This window comes from Microlunatus parietis, assembly GCF_013407955.1.
Classification (GTDB): Bacteria; Actinomycetota; Actinomycetes; order Propionibacteriales; family Propionibacteriaceae; genus Microlunatus; species Microlunatus parietis.
Genome location: NZ_JACCBU010000001.1, coordinates 4,193,551 through 4,212,163, shown reverse-complemented (window position 1 = coordinate 4,212,163; position 18,613 = coordinate 4,193,551). Strand labels below are relative to the sequence as shown.

At 70.6% G+C, this 18,613-nt stretch carries 18 protein-coding genes; 7 read left to right on the top strand and 11 right to left on the bottom strand.

What is annotated here, in order from left to right; translation table 11 throughout:
• Positions 1 to 15: 15 nt before the first annotated feature.
• Positions 16 to 174 (bottom strand): hypothetical protein, encoded by a 159-nt coding sequence (locus BKA15_RS20175; protein ID WP_179753754.1) that lies wholly within the window; start codon positions 172 to 174, stop codon positions 16 to 18.
• 303 nt (positions 175 to 477) lie between these two features.
• On the opposite strand from BKA15_RS20175, the gene BKA15_RS20170 reads away from it, so the two are divergent.
• Positions 478 to 1,053 (top strand): phage tail tip lysozyme, encoded by a 576-nt coding sequence (locus BKA15_RS20170; RefSeq protein WP_179753752.1) that lies wholly within the window; start codon positions 478 to 480, stop codon positions 1,051 to 1,053.
• Between the two features lie 8 nt (positions 1,054 to 1,061).
• Here the strand turns inward: BKA15_RS20170 and BKA15_RS36925 are convergent, their stop codons facing one another.
• Positions 1,062 to 2,069 (bottom strand): helix-turn-helix domain-containing protein, encoded by a 1,008-nt coding sequence (locus BKA15_RS36925; protein WP_179753750.1) that lies wholly within the window; start codon positions 2,067 to 2,069, stop codon positions 1,062 to 1,064.
• 70 nt (positions 2,070 to 2,139) lie between these two features.
• On the opposite strand from BKA15_RS36925, the gene BKA15_RS20160 reads away from it, so the two are divergent.
• Positions 2,140 to 2,961: an isocitrate lyase/PEP mutase family protein gene (locus tag BKA15_RS20160; RefSeq protein WP_218871491.1), complete on the top strand. Its 822-nt coding sequence runs from the start codon at positions 2,140 to 2,142 to the stop codon at positions 2,959 to 2,961.
• Positions 2,962 to 2,964: 3 nt separating this feature from the next.
• On the opposite strand, the gene BKA15_RS20155 is transcribed toward BKA15_RS20160, so the two are convergent.
• The 7 genes from BKA15_RS20155 to dnaK all read right to left on the bottom strand — a co-directional run bounded on the left by BKA15_RS20155 (position 2,965) and on the right by dnaK (position 9,765).
• Positions 2,965 to 3,600: a Fic/DOC family protein gene (locus BKA15_RS20155; protein WP_179753746.1), complete on the bottom strand. Its 636-nt coding sequence runs from the start codon at positions 3,598 to 3,600 to the stop codon at positions 2,965 to 2,967.
• Positions 3,597 to 3,782: an antitoxin VbhA family protein gene (locus tag BKA15_RS20150; RefSeq protein WP_179753744.1), complete on the bottom strand. Its 186-nt coding sequence runs from the start codon at positions 3,780 to 3,782 to the stop codon at positions 3,597 to 3,599. The genes BKA15_RS20155 and BKA15_RS20150 overlap by 4 nt, the downstream gene beginning before the upstream one ends.
• 49 nt (positions 3,783 to 3,831) lie before the next feature.
• Entirely contained in the window at positions 3,832 to 5,208 is a 1,377-nt protein-coding gene (locus BKA15_RS20145; protein WP_179753742.1) for an FAD-binding oxidoreductase, read from the bottom strand.
• 295 nt (positions 5,209 to 5,503) lie between these two features.
• Positions 5,504 to 5,923 (bottom strand): heat shock protein transcriptional repressor HspR, encoded by a 420-nt coding sequence (locus BKA15_RS20140; protein WP_179753740.1) that lies wholly within the window; start codon positions 5,921 to 5,923, stop codon positions 5,504 to 5,506.
• A 6-nt stretch (positions 5,924 to 5,929) separates the two neighbouring features.
• Entirely contained in the window at positions 5,930 to 7,096 is a 1,167-nt protein-coding gene (dnaJ, locus tag BKA15_RS20135) for a molecular chaperone DnaJ (protein ID WP_179753738.1), read from the bottom strand.
• A gap of 57 nt (positions 7,097 to 7,153) precedes the next feature.
• Positions 7,154 to 7,885, bottom strand: a complete 732-nt coding sequence (gene grpE / locus BKA15_RS20130) for a nucleotide exchange factor GrpE (protein ID WP_179753737.1) — start codon at positions 7,883 to 7,885, stop codon at positions 7,154 to 7,156.
• Complete coding sequence (gene dnaK / locus BKA15_RS20125) at positions 7,882 to 9,765, bottom strand: molecular chaperone DnaK (protein ID WP_179753736.1); 1,884 nt, start codon at positions 9,763 to 9,765, stop codon at positions 7,882 to 7,884. The genes grpE and dnaK overlap by 4 nt, the downstream gene beginning before the upstream one ends.
• A gap of 2,611 nt (positions 9,766 to 12,376) precedes the next feature.
• Here dnaK and BKA15_RS20120 point away from each other — a divergent pair.
• Both BKA15_RS20120 and BKA15_RS20115 read left to right on the top strand, forming a co-directional pair.
• Entirely contained in the window at positions 12,377 to 13,096 is a 720-nt protein-coding gene (locus BKA15_RS20120) for a DUF1345 domain-containing protein (protein WP_179753735.1), read from the top strand.
• 65 nt (positions 13,097 to 13,161) lie between these two features.
• Positions 13,162 to 13,830, top strand: a complete 669-nt coding sequence (locus BKA15_RS20115) for a maleylpyruvate isomerase family mycothiol-dependent enzyme (protein WP_179753734.1) — start codon at positions 13,162 to 13,164, stop codon at positions 13,828 to 13,830.
• Here BKA15_RS20115 and BKA15_RS20110 read toward each other — a convergent pair.
• Positions 13,820 to 14,464: a LysE family translocator gene (locus BKA15_RS20110; protein WP_179753733.1), complete on the bottom strand. Its 645-nt coding sequence runs from the start codon at positions 14,462 to 14,464 to the stop codon at positions 13,820 to 13,822. The two genes, BKA15_RS20115 and BKA15_RS20110, sit on opposite strands and share 11 nt — an antisense overlap.
• A 132-nt stretch (positions 14,465 to 14,596) precedes the next feature.
• On the opposite strand from BKA15_RS20110, the gene BKA15_RS20105 reads away from it, so the two are divergent.
• From BKA15_RS20105 to BKA15_RS20095, 3 genes are all read left to right on the top strand, one after another.
• Positions 14,597 to 15,097 (top strand): DoxX family protein, encoded by a 501-nt coding sequence (locus tag BKA15_RS20105; RefSeq protein WP_179753732.1) that lies wholly within the window; start codon positions 14,597 to 14,599, stop codon positions 15,095 to 15,097.
• Positions 15,098 to 15,162: 65 nt separating this feature from the next.
• Positions 15,163 to 15,900 (top strand): response regulator transcription factor, encoded by a 738-nt coding sequence (locus BKA15_RS20100; protein WP_246322392.1) that lies wholly within the window; start codon positions 15,163 to 15,165, stop codon positions 15,898 to 15,900.
• 19 nt (positions 15,901 to 15,919) lie between these two features.
• On the top strand, positions 15,920 to 17,410 hold the full coding sequence (locus tag BKA15_RS20095) for a sensor histidine kinase (RefSeq protein WP_179753731.1): 1,491 nt from the start codon (positions 15,920 to 15,922) through the stop codon (positions 17,408 to 17,410).
• Positions 17,411 to 17,776: 366 nt separating this feature from the next.
• On the opposite strand, the gene BKA15_RS20090 is transcribed toward BKA15_RS20095, so the two are convergent.
• Positions 17,777 to 18,598: a substrate-binding domain-containing protein gene (locus BKA15_RS20090; RefSeq protein WP_179753730.1), complete on the bottom strand. Its 822-nt coding sequence runs from the start codon at positions 18,596 to 18,598 to the stop codon at positions 17,777 to 17,779.
• Positions 18,599 to 18,613: the final 15 nt, after the last annotated feature.

Genomic DNA, 18,613 nt, shown 5'->3' with positions numbered 1-18,613 from the left:
CACTCAACCTTGCCGTCACCCCTGGCCAGAGGCCCGATCGCCGGGTCGGGGCGGAGCGGCCGTCCCCCGACGGCGAGCCAGCAGGACGAGCAGCACCACGATGGCGACGGTCGGCAGCGTCGCGATGGTGATGATGACCAGTTCGGTCGGTCCGGGAAACGCCAGTGGAACCACGACAGGACTCCTCAGTTCGGGGACGACGTCCATTGTCGCCGACGGACGGCGCGCAGCCTGGGCCCTCGCCGCACCTCGAGCCGGCGGAGCCGACCGAGCACGAACGAGGCCGGGCGCCGGCTCAGCGCCGAGGCGGCCCGGCGGATTTTCTGACCAGGACGTGAAGAGCAGGTAAAAATCCTGCCCAGTTCCGACAGGTCTCGACAATTGGTGACCAGCCTGGCAGGATCGGCAGCGGATCACGGATCCGTAACGGGGGTTCTCGGGGATCAGTTCATCGATCAACGACGACCAGGAGGTCCGATGTTCTCCGAACGCCGTGTCAACTTCCGCTTCCGCTCTCTCGCCGTCGCCGGCGCCTTCGTGCTGGCCCTGATCGGCACCGCTCTCGCGGCTCCGGCCGCAACCGCCCAACCGCGCGAGGTCCCGGCCGCGGCCGCCGGCGTGATCCGGGCCAACGAGGAAGTCGCCTTCAACTACTTCGTCGGCAAGGGGCTCACGCCGATCCAGGCTGCCGGCGTCGTCGGCAACCTCGACCAGGAGTCCTACATGGACCCGACGATCCACCAGATCGGCGGCGGGCCGGGCCGCGGGCTGGCCCAGTGGAGCGCGGGCGGCCGCTGGGACACCTACCCGGGCGACAACCTGGTCGAGTTCGCCAACAACGCGGGCGTCGATCGTTACGGCCTACAGGTTCAGCTCGACTTCATCTGGTACGAGCTGACCGAGTTCTCCTACTACGGGCTGGCCCAGCTGCGGGCGGCGACCACGATCGAGGCTGCGGTGATCGCGTTCCAGGACAAGTTCGAGGGCTGCGGGACCTGCCACACCGATCGCCGGATCGCCTACGCCCAGGACGCGTACAACCTCTACACCTGACCCCGGGATCAGGGGCTGGCCGAGATGAGCGAGTCCCCGGCGGCGGTACGGACGTGCAGCGTGCGCCGGCCGGTCCGATGGGTCCGGACCAGGCCGGCGGCGCGCAGCGCGGTGAGGTGCTCCGAGGCCGTACTCACCGAGAGCTCGACCCGGGCCGCGGCTTCGGTGGTCGAGAGCGGCGCCTGGAGTACGGCAAGCAGCCGGGCCTTCGACCGGCCGAGCACCTCCTCCAGCGCCCCGGGCGGGCCCGACTCGTCCGCTTCCCACAGCGTGCCGATGCCGCGGCACGGGAACGCCAGCTGGGCGGTCTGCTCGTCGGCGACGACCAGCACCGTCGGCCAGACGAAGACGCTCGGCACCAGGCACAGTCCGCCGCCTTCGAGGTCGCGGGCGCCGAGACATCGGGTGCCGGACACGGTGAGCTGGCGACCGTCCCAGCCGACCCGTTCGTGCAGATCATTGAGCAGGGCCGAGGTCCCGTCGGCGGCCTGCTGCCGGGCCCGGTGAAACACCTCGGCGTCGGCGACCGCCGACACCCGTGACCAGTCCGGGGCCAGCGCCACCTCCCAATAGGAGGCCACGACGTCGGCCAGCCGAGCCAACCAGCCGGCCGGGTCGTCGGCCATCGCCTGCAGCCGCGGCGTCCACCGATCCCTCAGGTACGCCAGCTGGCTGCGGACCACCTCGGCCGGGGTGCCGGCCAGCTGTTCGAGCTCCGCGGCCAGGGACGGCTCCAGCGAAACCGGCGGCGGGGTCAGCAGGTCCGGCATGTAGTGCCCCAGCGCACCGGACCCGACCAGGTCGCCGAGCAGCGCGAACGCCGCACCGGTCCGCTCCGGGACCCGGGCCAGCAGCCGGTCCAGCTCCGGCCGGACCCGGCGGACCCACGGCCGGTGGACGCCGTGACCGGCCGGGTGGCGCAGCACCCGGATGCTGGCGACCGTCTCCCACAGACAGGACCGGCCGAACCGCACCCGGGCCGCGTCCTGGGCGGTGAAGCCGATGGTGCGGGACACGGGCGATCCTCGAGTTCGGGAATTTCCGAATCATTATCGGCCCCCGCCGGCCGCGGCCATAGTGATCAAGGTGACGAGCACTCAGCAACGGCAGGCCGAGGAGTTCCACCGCCTGCACGACGACCTCCTGATCCTGCCCAACGCCTGGGACCCGCCCAGCGCGCGGATGGTCGAGGCGGCCGGAGCGGCCGCGGTCGCGACCACCAGCGCCGGGGTCGCCTGGAGCCGCGGCGTCGCGGACGGCGGCGGGCTGGACCGGGCGACCGCGCTCGACGCCGCCGCCCGGGTGATCGGCGCCGTCACGATCCCGGTCACGGTCGATCTCGAGGGCGGCTATCCCGGCGAGCCCGGCGGCGTCGAGACCGCCGTCGAGCAAGTGATCGAGGCCGGCGCCGTCGGGATCAACCTCGAGGACTCGGCCGGCGGCGCGTTGCTGCCGCTCGCGGCCCAGGCCGAAACCCTGCGCCGGGTACGGAAGCTGGTCGATTCGACCCCGGTCAGGTTGTTCGTGAACGCGCGGATCGACACGTTCCTGCTGGCCCCGGCCGGCAGCACCGGTCCAGACCTGGTGGCGGCGACGATCGAGCGGGCCCGGACGTTCGTCAAGGCCGGCGCCGACGGCGTCTTCGTCCCCGGCGTCACCGATCCCGCCCTGGTCCGGGACCTGGTCGCCGGCGTGCCCGCGCCGCTCAACCTCATGGTCGGCCGGGGCGCTCCGCCGCTGGCGCGCTACGCCGAGCTCGGAGTGCGCCGGATCAGCGCCGGCCCGACGCTCACCCTGAGCGCGTACCGGCAGGTGCGGGACTGGGCCGGCGCGATGCTGGCCGGGTCGCTCGAGGACGTACCGGAAGGGATGGAGCCGGGACCGCTCCAGGCCGGCCCGGTCCGCTGATCGTCAACCCAGGGCGACCAGGGCGGTGTTGACGATCGTCAACAGATACATCCGGTCGCCGCGGTTGCGGGCGACCTCGCAAGCGAAGTGCAGATCGCTGGTCTGGATCCGGTCCCAGGCCAGGCCGTGGCCGGACTCGGCGAGCAGCTGGGCGAAGAACTCCCGCTGGGTGCGGCCGTTGCCCTCCCGGAACGGGTGCGCGTAGTTCAGCTGGTCGTAGAGTTCCGCGATCTCCCGGGTCAGGTGCGGCGGCGGCAGCTGCCGGAGCCGGTCGGTCCGGGCGATCCGCTGCGCGACCCGGGCCACCAAAGTCGGGATCTCCCGCGGCGCCAGGAACGGATGGCCGACGCCCTTGGTGAGGCCGACGGTACGCAGATCGCCGGCCCACGCGTACACGTCCTGGAAGAGTTGCCGGTGCAGGGTCCGGAGATGATCAAGGTCGTACGTGCGCGGGACCAGGGCCGGATTCTCGCGGAGCTCGGCGAACCGGTACTCCAGCAGGTCGTTCTCCGCGGCCCGGAGCTCCTCGTCGCCGGCCGCCCCGACCAGGTTGCGCAACACGGAGTGGTCCGGCGGGATCAGATAGCCGTTCCAGCGTTCCTCGTCGTCACCGACGGTCCACGGATCGGGTCGGTTCAACCGAGGCCGTAGCGGGCCCGGACGCGCTCACCGAGCTCATCGATGTCGATCTCCCCGCGTACGTAAGCATCCTGGTCGGCCCGGGTCTCGTCGGTGCTGCGCGAACCCTCCAGTTCGGAGGTACGGCGCGCCTCCGCGATCGCCCGCCGCCGGCGGGTGGTGTCCAGTTTCGCCCTGAGCACGGCGACTCTCCCTTCGCTGATCCCAGATTACCGCCGCCGGCCTCCGCTGTCAGGGAACGGCCGGACCTGCGGCGGGTGCGATGTTGTGGTTCAGGTGGAACACGTTGTCCGGGTCCCAGGTGGCCTTGAGCGCCTGGAGCTTGGCCAGCTTCGCGGCACCGTACGCCTGCCGGACCCCACCGGCACCCTCGTCGGTGAGCGCGTTGACGTAGGCGCCGCTGGCGAACGGGGCCATCGCGGCGCCGTAGCGGCGGGCGGCGGCGATCCGGTCCTCGTCCTCGGCCGGGTCGGTCCAGCGAGCGGCACCGACGAACTCGACGAACGCGTCCCGCTGGCTGAACGCGGTCGCCTCGTCGGGCACGTCGGCGATCGCTCCGCCGTACACCTGGAAACTCGCGTACGGCAGCCCGGCGCCGGTGCCGTCGGCGGTGCCGCGCCGGATGAACGCCTCGATCGCCTCGTCGGACAACTCGGTGCAGTACTGGCCCTTCCAGTAGCGGCGCTGGGACGGGGCCTCCAGGTCGTAGTCGTCCTGCTGCTGCAGTTCCAGGTACGACTTCCGCTGCACCTGCTCGGCCAGCGGCCGGCCGATCGATCTGAGGTCGGCGAGCAGCTCGTCGTACCCGGTCAGGGCGCCCACCCAGACGAACCCGAGCACGACCTGCGGGACGCCGTCGACGTCGCCGACCCAGGCGGTCGGAGTGGCCTGCCGAGGCGCGGTCAGCGCCAGCTCGCGCCAACCGCGGAACGCGTCGACGGCCCGGTCCAGCGGGAAGGTCAGCAGCACCTGCACGGTCTGGTCGGGGACCGGGTGCAGCTGGAACTCGAACGTGGTGACGACGCCGAAGTTGCCGCCGCCGCCACGCAGACCCCAGTAGAGGTCGGGATGCTCGGTCTCGCTGGCCCGCACGATCCGGCCGTCGGCGGTGATCACCTCGAAGGAGATCACGTTGTCGCAGGTCAGCCCGTGCTGCCGGGCCAGCCAGCCCATCCCGCCGCCGAGGGTGAGGCCGCCGACGCCGGTGTGCGAGACGTTGCCGGCGGTGGTGGCCAGGCCATGCGGCTCGCCGGCCCGGTCCAACGCGCCGAGCAGCGCACCGCCCTCGACCCAGGCCCGGCGCCGGGCCGGGTCCACGGTCACCTCGTTCATCGGGGTCAGGTCCACGACCAGCCCGCCCTCGGGGATCGCGTGGCCGACGATGCTGTGGCCGCCGCAGCGGATGCCGAGTTCGAGATCGTGCTCGCGGGCGTACCGAATCGCGGTCTCCACGTCCGCCGGATTGGCGCAGCGGACGATCAGCCGGGGCCGACGGTCCACCATCGCGTTCCAGACCGTACGGGCCCGGTCGTAGCCCGGGGTCTCGGGCGTCAGCACCATCCCGTCGAGCTGATCCTGGAGCTTGGTCACGGTCGGCGAGAGGGACATCGGCGGATCCTTCCGGAGCGTCCTTGGTCGGGCAGTCGTTACGGTAATCGCGCCGCCGACCCGCCGCACGGCGTAGCGAGAATCAGTTCCGTCGGGTTGCGATGATCGCCACCGGGTGGAGGAGGGATCTTGCGGTGCTGCGCTCGACCGGAGTGAATTTCGGCCGGTCAGACGCGGCGAAAATCCACAGCGGTCGGGTCGTGAGGTGGGCGCCATCAGCGGATCGGCGGGATCTGTCGGTCACATCGTCCGCTCGACGAGAGTCACCGCGCCGCGCGAGCCCGCTCGATCCGGTTCAGCGGCCGGGGAGCGCGCGGGGTGGGCGGCGTCCGGTGCGGCCGAGGTGGACCCCGCCGATCGGGTCGGCGGTGAACACCCGGCGCGCAGTCGAGCTGGCCCGGTCCGAGGCGAGCAGCGCGGCGAGCTCGTTCACCCGCGCGCGCAACTCCTCGACCTCGTTCTCCAGCTCGAGGATCCGCCGGATCCCCTCGAGGTTGATCCCCTCGTCCTGGCTGAGTCGTTGGATCAGCCGCAACTTGGCGATGTCGCGGGCCGAGTACCGGCGGCCCCGGCCCGCCGTGCGGCGCGGCGAGACGAGGCCCATCCGGTCATAACTGCGCAGGGTCTGCGGATGCATCCCGGCCAGGCCGGCGGCCACCGAGATTACGAACACCGGTGCGTCGTTGTCGATCCGCTGGGGAAGGTTCACGCCCATCGTCGATCACCCGCCCGCCCCGGCGGCCTCGGCGAGCAGCCGGGCCCTGGGGTTGGCCGGGCCCAGTGCGCTGGCGTACGACTCGAGGGCCTGGCGGGCCGCGTCGTCGAGCTGGTCCGGGACCACGACCTCGACGGTGACCAGCAGGTCCCCCTTGGTGCCGTCCCGCTTGCTCGACCCGCGGCCGCGGACCCGGAACGTGCGCCCGTTCGGCGTACCGGCCGGGATCTTCAGCCGGACCGGCGCCGCGCCCAGGGTCGGCACCTCGATCTCGGCGCCCAGCGCCGCCTCCGGGAACGTGACCGGAGCCGTCAGGGTGAGGTTGTCGCCGCTGCGCCCGAAGATCGGGTGCGGCCGGACGTGGACCACGACGTAGAGATCGCCGGCGGCGCCACCGTTCTCGCCGGCCCCGCCGCGGCCCTTCAGCCGGATCCGCTGGCCGTCGGTGACGCCCGCCGGAATCCGTACCTGCATCGACTTGGTCGACTTGCCGCGACCGGAACCGTGGCAGACCGGGCACGGGTCGTCGACCACCATGCCCCGGCCCCGGCAGTCCCGGCACGGCTCGGTCACCGCGAAGACACCGCCCGACGTGGAGGTCTGCATGCCGCTGCCCTCACAGGTCGGGCAGACCCGCGGCACGGTGCCGGCCTTCGCGCCGGTGCCGTGACAGGCACCGCACGCCGCGTCGGACACCATCTGCATGGCGACCGTCACGCCGTCCACCGACTCGGTGAAGTCGATCGTCACCTCGCCCTCGACGTCGCTGCCCCGGCGCGGACCACGGCTGGTCGTGGTCCGGGTCCGGGTGGCGTTGCCGCCGAACAGCCCGCCGAACAGGTCGCCGATCCCGCCGTCGCCGCCGGCGTTGCGGAACAGGTCGTCCACCGACGGCCCGCCCGGACCGCCGCTGCGCGGGAACCGGAAGCCGCCGTTGCCGAACAGCCGGCGCGCGTCGTCGTACTCCTTGCGCTTGGCCGAGTCGGACAGCACGTCGTTGGCCTCGGAGACCTCCTTGAACTTGCGTTCGGCCTCGGCGTTGCCGGGGTTGGCGTCGGGGTGGTTCTCCCGGGCCAGCTTCCGGTACGCCTTCTTGATCTCCTCGGGCTTCGCGTCGGAGGAGACGCCGAGGACCTTGTAATAGTCCTTTTCGAGCCAGTCCTTCGTGCTCACCGACGACCCCCTCCTCCGCTGTTGTCTTCCATGATCATCCCGCGGCGCAAGGAAGGATCAGGCATCCGGTTGCTGATCTTGAACCGGTTGATCTTGAACCTGTTGATCCTGACCGGGAGCCTCGGCCGCCGCGTCGCCGTCCGGCGGATCGGCCACCGCGACCCGGGCCGGCCGGATCACCCGGTCGCCGATCTTGTAACCCGGCTGCAGGATCTCCACGCAGACCGGGCCGGTCGCGGCCTCCGCCGTGACGCCCGGCTGCGCCGGTACGTGCATCAGGGCCTCGTGGACGTGCGGGTCGAACGGGTCGCCCTTCGCGCCGAACGGTTCGAGCCCGTACTTGCCGGCGACCCGCTGCACCTCCTCGGCGACCGCCTTGAAGCCGCCGGTGAGTTCCTCGTGCTCGCGCGCCGAACGGATGTCGTCCAGTACGCCGAGCAGGTCGCGGAACACGTTCTCGACCGCCAGCGCCCGGACCAGGTCACGGTCCCGGTCCACCCGGCGCTTGTAGTTGATGTACTCGGCCTGGAGTCGCTGCAGGTCGGCGGTGCGCTCGGCCAGCGCGGTCTTCAGTTCGGTCACTTCACCATTCTGCTCGGTGGCCGCCGGCTGGTCCGTGGGGGCGGCGGCCCCGACGGGCTGACCGGGCTGACCGGCCGGCTCGGACCCGCCGGGGGCCGAAGTCTCCTTCGGCTCTCGTACCTCATAGGTCTCCGGGTCGATCCGGCGCTTGTCCCGGATCACCGGGCCGTCGGGCTCGCCTTCTTCGCGAGGATCGGCTGGACTCACTTGGCATCACTCGCGTCGTTCGGCTTCTCCTCGTCGACGATCTCGGCGTCCACCACGTCGTCCTCGCCCGCGTTCGAGGTGCCGGACTGACCGTCCGTCGGGGCACCGTCGGCCGGCGCACCCTCGGCCTGCTGCTGCGCCTGGGCGGCCTTGTACATGGCCTCACCCAGCGCGGCGCTGGTCTGGTTCAGCTTGTCGACGGCGGCCTTGACCCGGTCGTTGTCCTCGCCCTCGAGCGCGGACTTCACCTCGGTGATGGCCTCCTCGACCGGCTTCTTGGTGTCGTCGTCGATCTTGTCGGCGTTCTCGCTGAGCAGCTTCTCGGTCCGGAAGACCAGCGCGTCGGCCTCGTTGCGCAGCTCGACCGCCTCGCGCCGCTTGCGGTCCTCCTCCGCGTGCGACTCGGCCTCCTTGACCATCTTGTCGATCTCGTCCTTGCCCAGCGCGGAACCGCCGGTGACCGTCATCGACTGTTCCTTGCCGGTGGCCAGGTCCTTCGCGTGGACGTGCACGATGCCGTTGGCGTCGATGTCGAAGGCGACCTCGATCTGCGGCACGCCGCGCGGGGCCGGCGGCAGGCCGGTCAGCTCGAAGTTGCCGAGCGACTTGTTGTCCCGGGCGAAGTCACGCTCGCCCTGGTAGACCTGGATCATCACCGACGGCTGGTTGTCGTCGGCCGTGGTGAACACCTCGGACCGCTTGGTCGGGATCGTCGTGTTGCGCTCGATGATCTTGGTCATCACGCCGCCCTTGGTCTCGATGCCGAGGCTCAGCGGGGTGACGTCGAGCAGCAGGACGTCCTTGACCTCGCCCTTCAGCACACCGGCCTGCAGGCTGGCGCCGAGCGCGACGACCTCGTCCGGGTTGACACCCTTGTGCGGCTCCTTGCCGCCGGTCAGTTCCTTGACAAGATCAACAACGGCGGGCATCCGGGTCGAGCCGCCGACCAAGATCACGTGATCGATCTTGCCGATCGAGATCCCGGCGTCCTCGATCACCGCGTTGAACGGCGCGCGGCAGCGATCCAGCAGATCCTGGGTCAGCCGCTGGAACTCGGCCCGGGTCAGCTTCTCCTCCAGGTGCAGCGGACCGGACTCGCCCAACGTGATGTACGGCAGGTTGATCTGGGTCTCGCTGGCCGAGGACAACTCGATCTTGGCCTTCTCCGCGGCCTCCTGCAGCCGCTGCCGGGCGATCTTGTCCTGGGACAGGTCGGTGCCGTTCTTGTTCTTGAACTGCTTCACCAGCCAGTCGACGACCCGGCTGTCCCAGTCGTCGCCGCCGAGCCGGTTGTCGCCCTTGGTGGCCTTCACCTCGAAGACGCCGTCGCCGATCTCCAGCAGGGACACGTCGAACGTGCCGCCACCGAGGTCGAAGACCAGGATGGTCTGCTCGGTGTCGCCCTTGTCCAGGCCGTACGCCAGCGCCGCGGCGGTCGGCTCGTTGATGATCCGGTCGACCGTCAGGCCCGCGATCTCGCCCGCCTCCTTGGTCGCCTGCCGCTCGGCGTCGGAGAAGTAGGCCGGGACGGTGATCACCGCGTTGGTGACCTGCTCGCCCAGGTAGGCCTCGGCGTCCCGCTTCAGCTTCTGCAGCACGAACGCGCTGATCTGCTGCGGCTTGTAGTTCTTGTCGTCGATCTGCGTGCTCCAGTCGGTGCCCATGTGGCGCTTGACCGAGCGGATCGTACGGTCGACGTTGGTGACGGCCTGGCGCTTGGCGACCTCGCCGACCAGCACCTCTCCGCCCTTGGCGAAGGCGACGACCGACGGCGTCGTACGCGAGCCCTCGGCGTTGGGGATGACGGTGGGTTCGCCACCTTCGAGAACCGCGACGACCGAGTTGGTCGTCCCGAGGTCGATACCGACTGCACGAGCCATGGTTGTTTCCTCCGTATGAACTGCTGCAACGCTTGAGTCTTCGGCACTCAACTTAGTGGTTGAGTCTGCCGCACTCAACTATGCAACCCAGTGGCGTCGAACACAAATCGGTTGAGCCGAGAAGACTCAACCCTATGTCCGGTGACCTGGAATGGGTGCACATCGTGCCCGGGCGGAGTGCCGCAGGGGCTCGGTCAGCGGCGGCGAGGAATGAACAGCAGATCGGCGGGTCACGAACGGCGACGCGGCCGAGTCGAACACGGCGCGGGACAGGTAGGCCAGCCGGCGGCAAGGGAAGGCCAGCAGACCGGCGGGCCAGGAACGGCGACGCGGCCGACCCGAGTACGGCGCGGAACAGCTCGGCCAGCCGGCGGCGAGGGACGGGCAGAAATCGGCGGGTTCGCGGACGGGCAACAATCCGCGGATTCGGGGACGGCGAAACTGTCGGTTGGGGCGACGCCGGAAGTGCCATTCGGTTCGCGGCGGCGAGCCGGAGGCCGGCGAGGTCCGGGTACGGCGAAGCGGCCAGGTCGGGGCGGTGCGGGATGGGCGGTTGGGCCAACAACGTGAAAGGCGAGCAGCAAGATCGCAGCAAAGAAGGACCTCGGGCAACGGCACACACAAAGCCAGGCGACTGTCCACGTCATCCCGCCGCCGTCAACCCGCGTTCGCACCACTGCGCGCCCGCGGCGCCCTCCCAAGTCGTCGAGTGTGACGTTACGACCCTGTGAAATCGATTTCGAGCGTCCGTTTCGACACACTCGGCGAGCTTGGCCGGGTCGGCACGGCACGACGGGACCTGGCTGCGAACGGGTCCGCAGACGGAGGCGGTCGCTGCCAGTCAAGGGCACGCGGGTCGGCCCGGACGGGCTGCCTGTCGGGCCAGCCGAACCGCGTGTGGTTGTCGACATTCCTACCTCGAAATTGCCGAAAGTCGTGGCATTGTCGACAACCGCACGCTTCCTGCGGGATCGGGGCGCTGCCGACCTCGATGTCACCCGGTCGACGACGCGGTGGACACCGCAATCGCGCGGCGGCGGGCTCCGTACCCGACCAACCGCGCGTCCGGGACTTGCCGCTCACGCGGCGGCGTCCCCTCCCACCGAGTCGGCCAGTCCGGTATCGAGTGGACGATTGTGGCAACCAGATCGCGTTTGGAGATGCCAAACGAGTCCAGTCAGTGCACTCGCGGGCCTCGGAGCGCGGGGTGTCGACTTTCCCACCTCGAAACGCGCGAAAGCCGCGGGATTGTCGACAAACCCACGGTTCGCAGGTTCGGGGGGGTCGCGGAGGAGGTCCGGCCGGACGTCAGGGGCCTGGGCCGGGCGTCGGCTGCATGGGCTTCGGCCGACCGCGGAAGAGGTGCAGCCGGACGTCGGAAGAGTTGGGGTCGAGCGCCGGGAGTGCGCGGGGGCGGGCCAGCCGCTAGAGGGGCCTGCCAGCGCCGAGGTGTCGGGCTCGGGATCACGGGATGCGGCGGTCCGGGTTGGGCTGCTGCGGGATCGCCGCCCGAGTCGGCTGCCTGCGGGATGCCGGCCGGGTCGGGCTGACTGCGGGGTGGCTGGTCGGGTTCTGGCCGGGCCGACCGCGGAGGAGGTCCGGCAGGACGGCAGGGACGTGGGCCGGCGTCAGAAGAGGTGCCGAGCGCCGGGAGTGCGGGGGCGGGCCAGCCGCTGCCAGCGCCGAGGTGTCAGGCTCGGATCACGGATGCGGCGGTCCGGGTTGGGCTGCTGCGGGATCGCCGCCCGAGTCGGCTGTCTGCGGATGCCGGCCGGGTCGGCTGCCTGCCGGGTGGCTGGTCGAGTTCTGGGCCGGGGCCGACCGCGGAGCCGGTCCGGCCGGACGTCAGAGGCGTGGGCCGGGCGTCGGCTGCGTGGGCTTGGACCGACCGCCGAAGAGGTGCAGTCGGACGTCGGAAGAGTTGGGGCCGAGCGCCGGGAGGTGCGGGGCGGGCCAGCCGCTATGGGCGCCCGCCAGCGCCGACGTGTCAGGCACGGATCACGGGACGCGGCGGTCCGGGTTGGGCTGCTGCGGGGATCGCCGGCGGGTCAGCCGGGCGGGCCGAAGCCGGAAGGTCCCCCTCGCGCGACCTCGTGGCGGGGCGGACCCCGCGCGACCTCCTGGCGGGGCCGGCCCGCGCCGGCTGGTGGCGCGGGGCCGGGCGGGCCGGAGCCGGAAGGTCCCCCTCGCGCGACCTCGTGGCGGGGCGGACCGCGCGCGACCTCGTGCGGGTTCGGCCCTCGCCAGCTCGTGGCGCGGGGCCGGGCGGGCCGGAGCGGGGGGTTGCCCTCGCGCACGACTTCGTGGCGCGGGGCCGGGGTGACGGAGTCGGGCAGGGGGTCCGCTCGGGTGCGCGTGGCAGGCGCCCTCGATGGCAGTTCATCTGCGCTTCGGAGCAGCGCCTAGGATGCGGCCGGTACGAGGGAGGGTGATGAGCGAGGCGGATCGGCGAAACGCGGACCCTGTCGGCGACGCTTCCGTTCCGCGGGGATCGGACGCCACGATGGGCGGTATCGGCAGCGACGCCTTCGCTCCCCGTACAGGCTCCGGAGCGGTGGAGCCAACCGGCGACCGGCTGCCGCCGCAAGAGCCTTCCGTCGCAACGAACCGGATGCCGCGGCTGCGGTCGGAGTGGGCCCGGATCGGGCTGGCCCTGCTCGTGGCCGGGGTCGGAGTGACGGCGGCGTTCCTGATCGGAGCGATGGCCGGGGTGCGGCAGGGGACGTTCACGGTCGAGCAGGTCACCGGGCCGGCGGGGGTCGCGGTGCTCTACCTGGCGTTCTGGATCGGCTACAGCGTGATCTACCTCGCTACGACGCTGGTGACGTTCGGCCGCGCGGACGGCGCGACGTTGGCGCTCTGGTTCCGGGAGAGCCCGGAGGGCCGGGAGCGGCGCCGGGTGCTGGAGCTGCTGTTGCTGGCCAGCGGTCCGGCCGGTTCCGTGAGCCTCTGCATCGCCTCCCTCGTCGCGGTGGTCGTGTTCGCGATGTCGGAGGAACTGCACGGCAACCTGCCGGTGGTCGGGCTGACGTTCGGCGTGGTGCTCTGCTCCTGGCTGGTCATCGCGATCACGTACGCCGAGCACTACGCCCGGGAGAACAGCAACGACCGGCAGCTGGTCTTCCCCGGCGAGGAGCGGGACGGGCCGCCGGAGTTCTCCGACTACATCTACCTGGCCGTGCAGGTCGGCACCACGTTCGCGACCTCCGACGTCGCGATCGAGCGCCGTTCGATGCGCCGTACGGTGACCGTGCACAGCGTCGTCACGTTCGCGTACAACACCGTGGTGGTCGCCCTGATCGTCTCGCTGTTCCTCGGCGCGGCCGGCTGACCCTGCGACCCGGATCACATCAGCCAGGCGACGAATTCCCGCCCGGTCCCGCGGTCCGGTGAGACATGATCAAGCCATCGATGACCACCGACGAACTCTGGCGTGCCGTGACCGCGGAGCGGCTGGCGCTCGCCGACGACCTCGCCGCGCTCAGCGAGGCGCAGTGGCAGCAGCCGACCCTGTGCCGACGCTGGACGGTGGCCGAGGTGGTCGCCCACCTGACCGCGGGCGCCGTCACCACGCCGTTCCGCTGGATCCGCAGCGTCGTCGCGGCCGGGTTCGACTTCGCGCGGCACAACGACGCAAGGCTCGCCGAACAGCTCGGCGGCACTCCGGCCGAGACGTTGGCGTGGTTCCGGGCGGCGGCCGATCGGAAGGGCCCACGGCTCGGGCCGCCCGCGGAGGGCACGCTCGGCGAGGTGATCATCCACGCCCAGGACATCCGGCGGCCGCTCGGCATCCCGACCACCCCGCCGATCGAGACCACGACCGTGCTGGCCGTGTTCCTGGCCCGGACCGATTTCACGGTGCCGAGCCGGAAGACGATCACGGGGCTCCGGCTGACCGCGACGGACGGGCCGTTCGAGGCCGGCGCCGGTCCGCTCGTCTCCGGGCCGACGCTCGCGCTCGCGCTGGTGATGGGCGGTCGTCCCTCGTACGCCGACGAACTGAGCGGGCCCGGCCTGGACCGGCTCCGGGCTCAGTGCCGGGCGGCCAACAAGATCACGGAGTGACCGGGCGGACCTTGTCGGTGAGCAGCTTCACGGCCAGCAGGCCGAGCACCGTACCCATCAGATAGCGCTGCAGCCGCAGCCAGGTCGGCCGCCGGCCGAGGAAGCCCGCGATCGAACCGGCGGCGAGCACGATCAGCCCGTTCACGGTGACCGCGATCGCCACCTGGATCCCACCCAGCGCGAGGCTCTGCAGCCAGAGCGGGCCGCCGGCCGGATCGATGAACTGCGGGATCACCGCGAGGTAGAGGATCGCGATCTTGGGGTTGAGCAGATTGGTCACCAGGCCCATCAGGAACAGCCGGCGCGGCGGGTCGGCGGGCAGCTCGCTCGGCTGGAAGACCGACCGCCCGCCCGGCCGGAACGCGGTCCAGGCCAGGTAGCCCAGATAGGCGGCGCCGCCGAGCTTCAGCACCAGATACAGCTGCGGTACGACAGCGAACACGGCCGCCAGGCCGAGGGTCGCCGCGGTCAGATAGACCGCGAACCCGGCCGCCACCCCGGCCAGCGAGAGCAGCCCGGCGCGGCGGCCCTGGGTGACGCTGCGGGAGACGAGATAGATCATGTTCGGGCCCGGCGTGAGGACCAGTCCGAGCGCGACGACGGTCACGCCGAGGACGGCGGCAACAGTGATCATGAGCTCGAGTCAAGCCTCACGCGCGCGGCCCGGGCCAGGGCCAATCCGTGATCTGTGGCCCGGTCGTGACCTGCATCGCGTACCAAGTCACTAAGGTCTGCGGGAGGGAGTTCACGCGAACGGAGCTCAGTCATGGCCAAGACCCTGCAGGTGTTGCGCGACATCGTCTTGTTGATCACCCGGATCGGCCTCGGCGCGATCCTGATCGTGCACGGCTGGCGGCGCTGGCAGGTGGTCGGGCCGCAGAGCCAGATCGACTACCTGGCACAGTTCAGCACGCCCTATCCGCAGGTGGTCGTCTGGGGCACGATCATCCTCGAGCTGGTCGGCGGGCTGTTCCTGATCGTCGGCGCCCTGACTCCGCTGGTCGCGGCCGCGGTGCTCGCCCAGCAGGTGCTGATCATCTGCTACACCAACTGGTACGGCTATCAGTTCCTGGCCGCCAACGTGCCCGAGTTCTCGGTCTCGGAGCGGATGATGAACAATCTCACGCTCGGCCTGCTGGCGCTGATCTTCCTCGTCTTCGGGGCCGGCCGGGCCTCGATCGACCGGCTGTTCCGGCGGGAGAAGGTGGAGGAACCCGAGCAGCAACAGCAGCAGTACGACTACGACGACACCCAGCCGCTGGGCTGAGCCACACAGGTTTCCCACAGGTCGGACATAGCTGGCACTCGGTCTGCCGTGCAACGCTTGAGCGCATGGCAGCTACCGATACCGGGCGTGAGGCACTGGTCCACGCCGACGGATCGCCGATCCGGATCCTTGCCGTCGACGACGAACCCAGCCTGACCGAACTGCTCTCCATGGCCATGCGGTACGAGGGCTGGCAGGTCGCCACGGCCGCGTCCGGGTCGGAGGCGGTCCGCGTCGCCCGGGAGACCAGGCCGGACGCGATCGTGCTGGACATCATGCTGCCCGACTTCGACGGGCTGGAGGTGATGCGCCGGATCCGTACCGACCTGCCGGACGTGCCGGTGATCTTCCTGACCGCGAAGGACGCCGTGAACGACCGGATCAGCGGGCTGACGGCCGGCGGTGACGACTACGTGACGAAGCCGTTCAGCCTGGAGGAGGTGATCGCCCGGCTGCGTGGGCTGCTGCGCCGGTCCGGCGCCGCCCAGTCCCGGAACGACTCGCTGCTCGTGGTCGGCGACCTGACCCTGGACGAGGACAGCCACGAGGTGACCCGGGGCGGCGACGCGATCCATCTGACGGCCACCGAGTTCGAGCTGCTGCGGTACCTGATGCGCAATCCGCGCCGGGTGCTCAGCAAGGCGCAGATCCTGGACCGGGTCTGGAACTATGACTTCGGCGGCCAGGCGAACGTGGTCGAGCTCTACATCTCCTACCTGCGGAAGAAGATCGATGCCAACCGGGACCCGATGATCCACACCATGCGCGGCGCCGGGTACGTGCTGCGACCAGCAACGTCATGACTTGTTGATCATGGCCGACATGATCAAGACTGCGGAACCGCCCGGTCCCCATCAGGGGCCGGGACCGTTCGCCCGGGGCACCCTCGGACGGCGGCTCGTCCTGCGTGTCGTGGCACTCGTGGCCGGCGTAGCGATCGCGCTGGGCGTGATCACGACCCTCGCAACGCGACAGCTGCTGCTGGGCACGTTGGACGAGCAATTGCGGGACGTGGCCGGGATGCTGCGTCCTGGCCCGAGCAACTCGCTGGGCGATCCGGGTGGGCAGCCGGACGGCACCATGTATGTGGTGCTGGATCAGGACGGCGCATTTGTCGATGGCCAGGTGCTGTCCGGTCGCAAGACCCACCGGCTTTCCGCGCAGATCGGGGACGCTCTGAGTGGAATCCCTGCCGGCCCACCCCGGTCGGTGACAGTGCCGAAGTTCGGCAGCTACCGGATTGTCGGGCTCGAGGTGACGATCGTGCCCGGCGGCCGAGGCACCCTGGTTGTCGGCGTTCCGGCGGACGAGGTGGACTCTACGCTGGCTCAGCTGATCATCGTCGAGGCTGGCCTCGCACTGTTGGCCACTGGGGGAGCCTTCCTTGTTGCACGTCCCCTGATCGAGCGCAGCCTGCGTCCGTTGAACCGTGTGGCAGGTGTTGCTCAGCAAGTGTCCCAGTTCCGGCTGGATCGCGGTGATGTCGCCGTTGAGGTACGGGTCTCGGACGCTGATGCCGATCCCACGTCCGAGGTGGGCCGGGTCGGGCAGGCGCTGAACCACCTGCTGGCTAACGTCGACGGCGCCCTCGCCGCCCGGCAGGCCAGCGAGACCAGGGTGCGCCGGTTCGTTGCGGACGCCTCCCACGAGTTACGCAACCCGCTGGCGGCGATCCGCGGCTACGCTGAGCTGACCCGGCGCGACCGTGATCAACTCGAGCCGGACACCTCCTACGCCCTGGACCGGATCGACGCCGAAGCCGGCCGGATGTCCGTGCTGGTGGAAGATCTGCTGCTGCTCGCCCGGCTGGACGACCGGCCCGAGCTCGATCTCAAGCCCACCGATCTGTCCGAGCTGGTGATCAACGCGGTCAGCGACGCCCGGGTGGCCGGCCCTGATCATCAGTGGGAGCTCGACCTGCCGCCCGAGCCCGTCCAGGCAGAAGTTGATCATCACCGGGTGCACCAGGTCCTGGTCAACCTGCTCGCCAACGCCCGTACCCACACCCCGGCCGGCAGCACCGTGCTGACCCGGCTCACCGAAGCCGACGACAAGATCACGATCATGGTCCGGGACGACGGACCGGGCGTCCCGCCGGACATCGTCGACCACGTCTTCGAACGCTTCACCCGCGCCGAGGCCAGCCGGGCCCGCGCCGCCGGCGCCGCGAAGGGCGCCAGCACCGGCCTCGGCCTGGCCATCGTCGCCGCCGTCGTCGAGGCCCACCACGGCACCGTCTCGGTCGCCAGCCGCCCCGGCCTGACCGAGTTCACCGTCACGCTGCCGAAGGGGCCAAGCCCGAACGCTCGCTGAGCCCGAATCCACCGAACCCCAACCGAAGCGGCTGGGCCGGAGTCGCGGCTTGTCGCGGCCACGTGCGGGCGCGCAACTCGCCGAGCGGACGATCTGACCTCGATTCCGGCGACGTTTCCCGGTCAAGCAGTCCGCTCGGTGATGCAGGGGCTGCTGTCGTGACGCAACGGGCGCGCGGGCTGTGAGGGTCGAGGTGCGCGCACGGCCGGGCCGGAGTGTCGCGATTTCTCTTCGCATCGGAGAATGCAACGTTGCACGGAGCGGTTGCGGTCGATGCCAAGAGAAATCGCGACATCAGGCTCAGGGCACGGTCTGGCTTGGCCCTTCGACAGGCTCAGGGCACGTCCTGGCTTGGCACGTTGCTGGTCAGGTTGAGGAGCGCAGGACCAGATTGGGGGTCGGGCCGACCTCACGCCGTTCCCGACCGGCCAGCGCGTCGACCAGGCAGCGGGCCAGGCCGCGGCCGAGGTCCTCGACGTGGTGGTCGAGGGCGGATACCGGAGGATCGGCGCGCAGGCAGGCCAGCGAGTCGTCCCAGGAGACCAGGGACACGTCGCCCGGCACCGAGTGGCCGAGGCGGCGTAGCACCTCGAGGCTGACCGTCGCCAGGTGGCCGCCGTCCAGGACGAAGGCCGTCGGCGGCCGTTCCCGCTTCATCGCCGCCCGCACCAGGTCGCGACAGCGATCCTCGTCGTACTCGGCCGGGCTCATGACGCCGTCGATCAGCCCAGCCTCGACGTACTCGGCGAAGGCCAGCTGTCGACTGTGGGTCTGCCATTGGGACGGCGGCCCGGTGAGCCAGTCGATTCGCCGATGCCCGGCCGCTCGCAGATGATCAAGCACCGCGCGCAGGGCCCCGGCGTTGTCGACCAGGACGGCGTTCGCGGCGATCGGCTGGTGTGAGTCGCCGAGCACCGCGTACCGCAGACCGAGCCGGTGCAGTTCGTCCTCGATCCCCTCGTCGAGGGTGATGTCCTTGCACACCACGGCATCGACCGGACCGGTCTCGGCCCACCGGACGAACGTGGCGCGTTCCTCGTCCCGGTCGGCCACCAGCTTGACGATCATGGCGTGGCCCTGCCGGAGCAGCTCCTCCTCCAGGCCGACCAGCAACCGGTTGTAGAAGTGCTCGCTGCGCGGAGTCCAGCCACGTCGCTGCACGGTCATCCCGAAAGTCGGCACAGTCATAGTGTGTATCCGCTC

Excerpts from the sequence above, each read along its gene's own strand:
- BKA15_RS20170 (WP_179753752.1), top strand. The coding sequence starts at position 478 with ATGTTCTCCGAACGCCGTGTCAACTTCCGCTTCCGCTCTCTCGCCGTC.
- BKA15_RS20145 (WP_179753742.1), bottom strand. The coding sequence starts at position 5,208 with ATGTCCCTCTCGCCGACCGTGACCAAGCTCCAGGATCAGCTCGACGGG.
- BKA15_RS20140 (WP_179753740.1), bottom strand. The coding sequence starts at position 5,923 with ATGGGCGTGAACCTTCCCCAGCGGATCGACAACGACGCACCGGTGTTC.
- dnaK (WP_179753736.1), bottom strand. The coding sequence starts at position 9,765 with ATGGCTCGTGCAGTCGGTATCGACCTCGGGACGACCAACTCGGTCGTC.
- BKA15_RS20120 (WP_179753735.1), top strand. The coding sequence starts at position 12,377 with ATGCCGCGGCTGCGGTCGGAGTGGGCCCGGATCGGGCTGGCCCTGCTC.
- BKA15_RS20115 (WP_179753734.1), top strand. The coding sequence starts at position 13,162 with ATGATCAAGCCATCGATGACCACCGACGAACTCTGGCGTGCCGTGACC.
- BKA15_RS20110 (WP_179753733.1), bottom strand. The coding sequence starts at position 14,464 with ATGATCACTGTTGCCGCCGTCCTCGGCGTGACCGTCGTCGCGCTCGGA.
- BKA15_RS20105 (WP_179753732.1), top strand. The coding sequence starts at position 14,597 with ATGGCCAAGACCCTGCAGGTGTTGCGCGACATCGTCTTGTTGATCACC.
- BKA15_RS20100 (WP_246322392.1), top strand. The coding sequence starts at position 15,163 with ATGGCAGCTACCGATACCGGGCGTGAGGCACTGGTCCACGCCGACGGA.
- BKA15_RS20095 (WP_179753731.1), top strand. The coding sequence starts at position 15,920 with ATGATCAAGACTGCGGAACCGCCCGGTCCCCATCAGGGGCCGGGACCG.
- BKA15_RS20090 (WP_179753730.1), bottom strand. The coding sequence starts at position 18,598 with ATGACTGTGCCGACTTTCGGGATGACCGTGCAGCGACGTGGCTGGACT.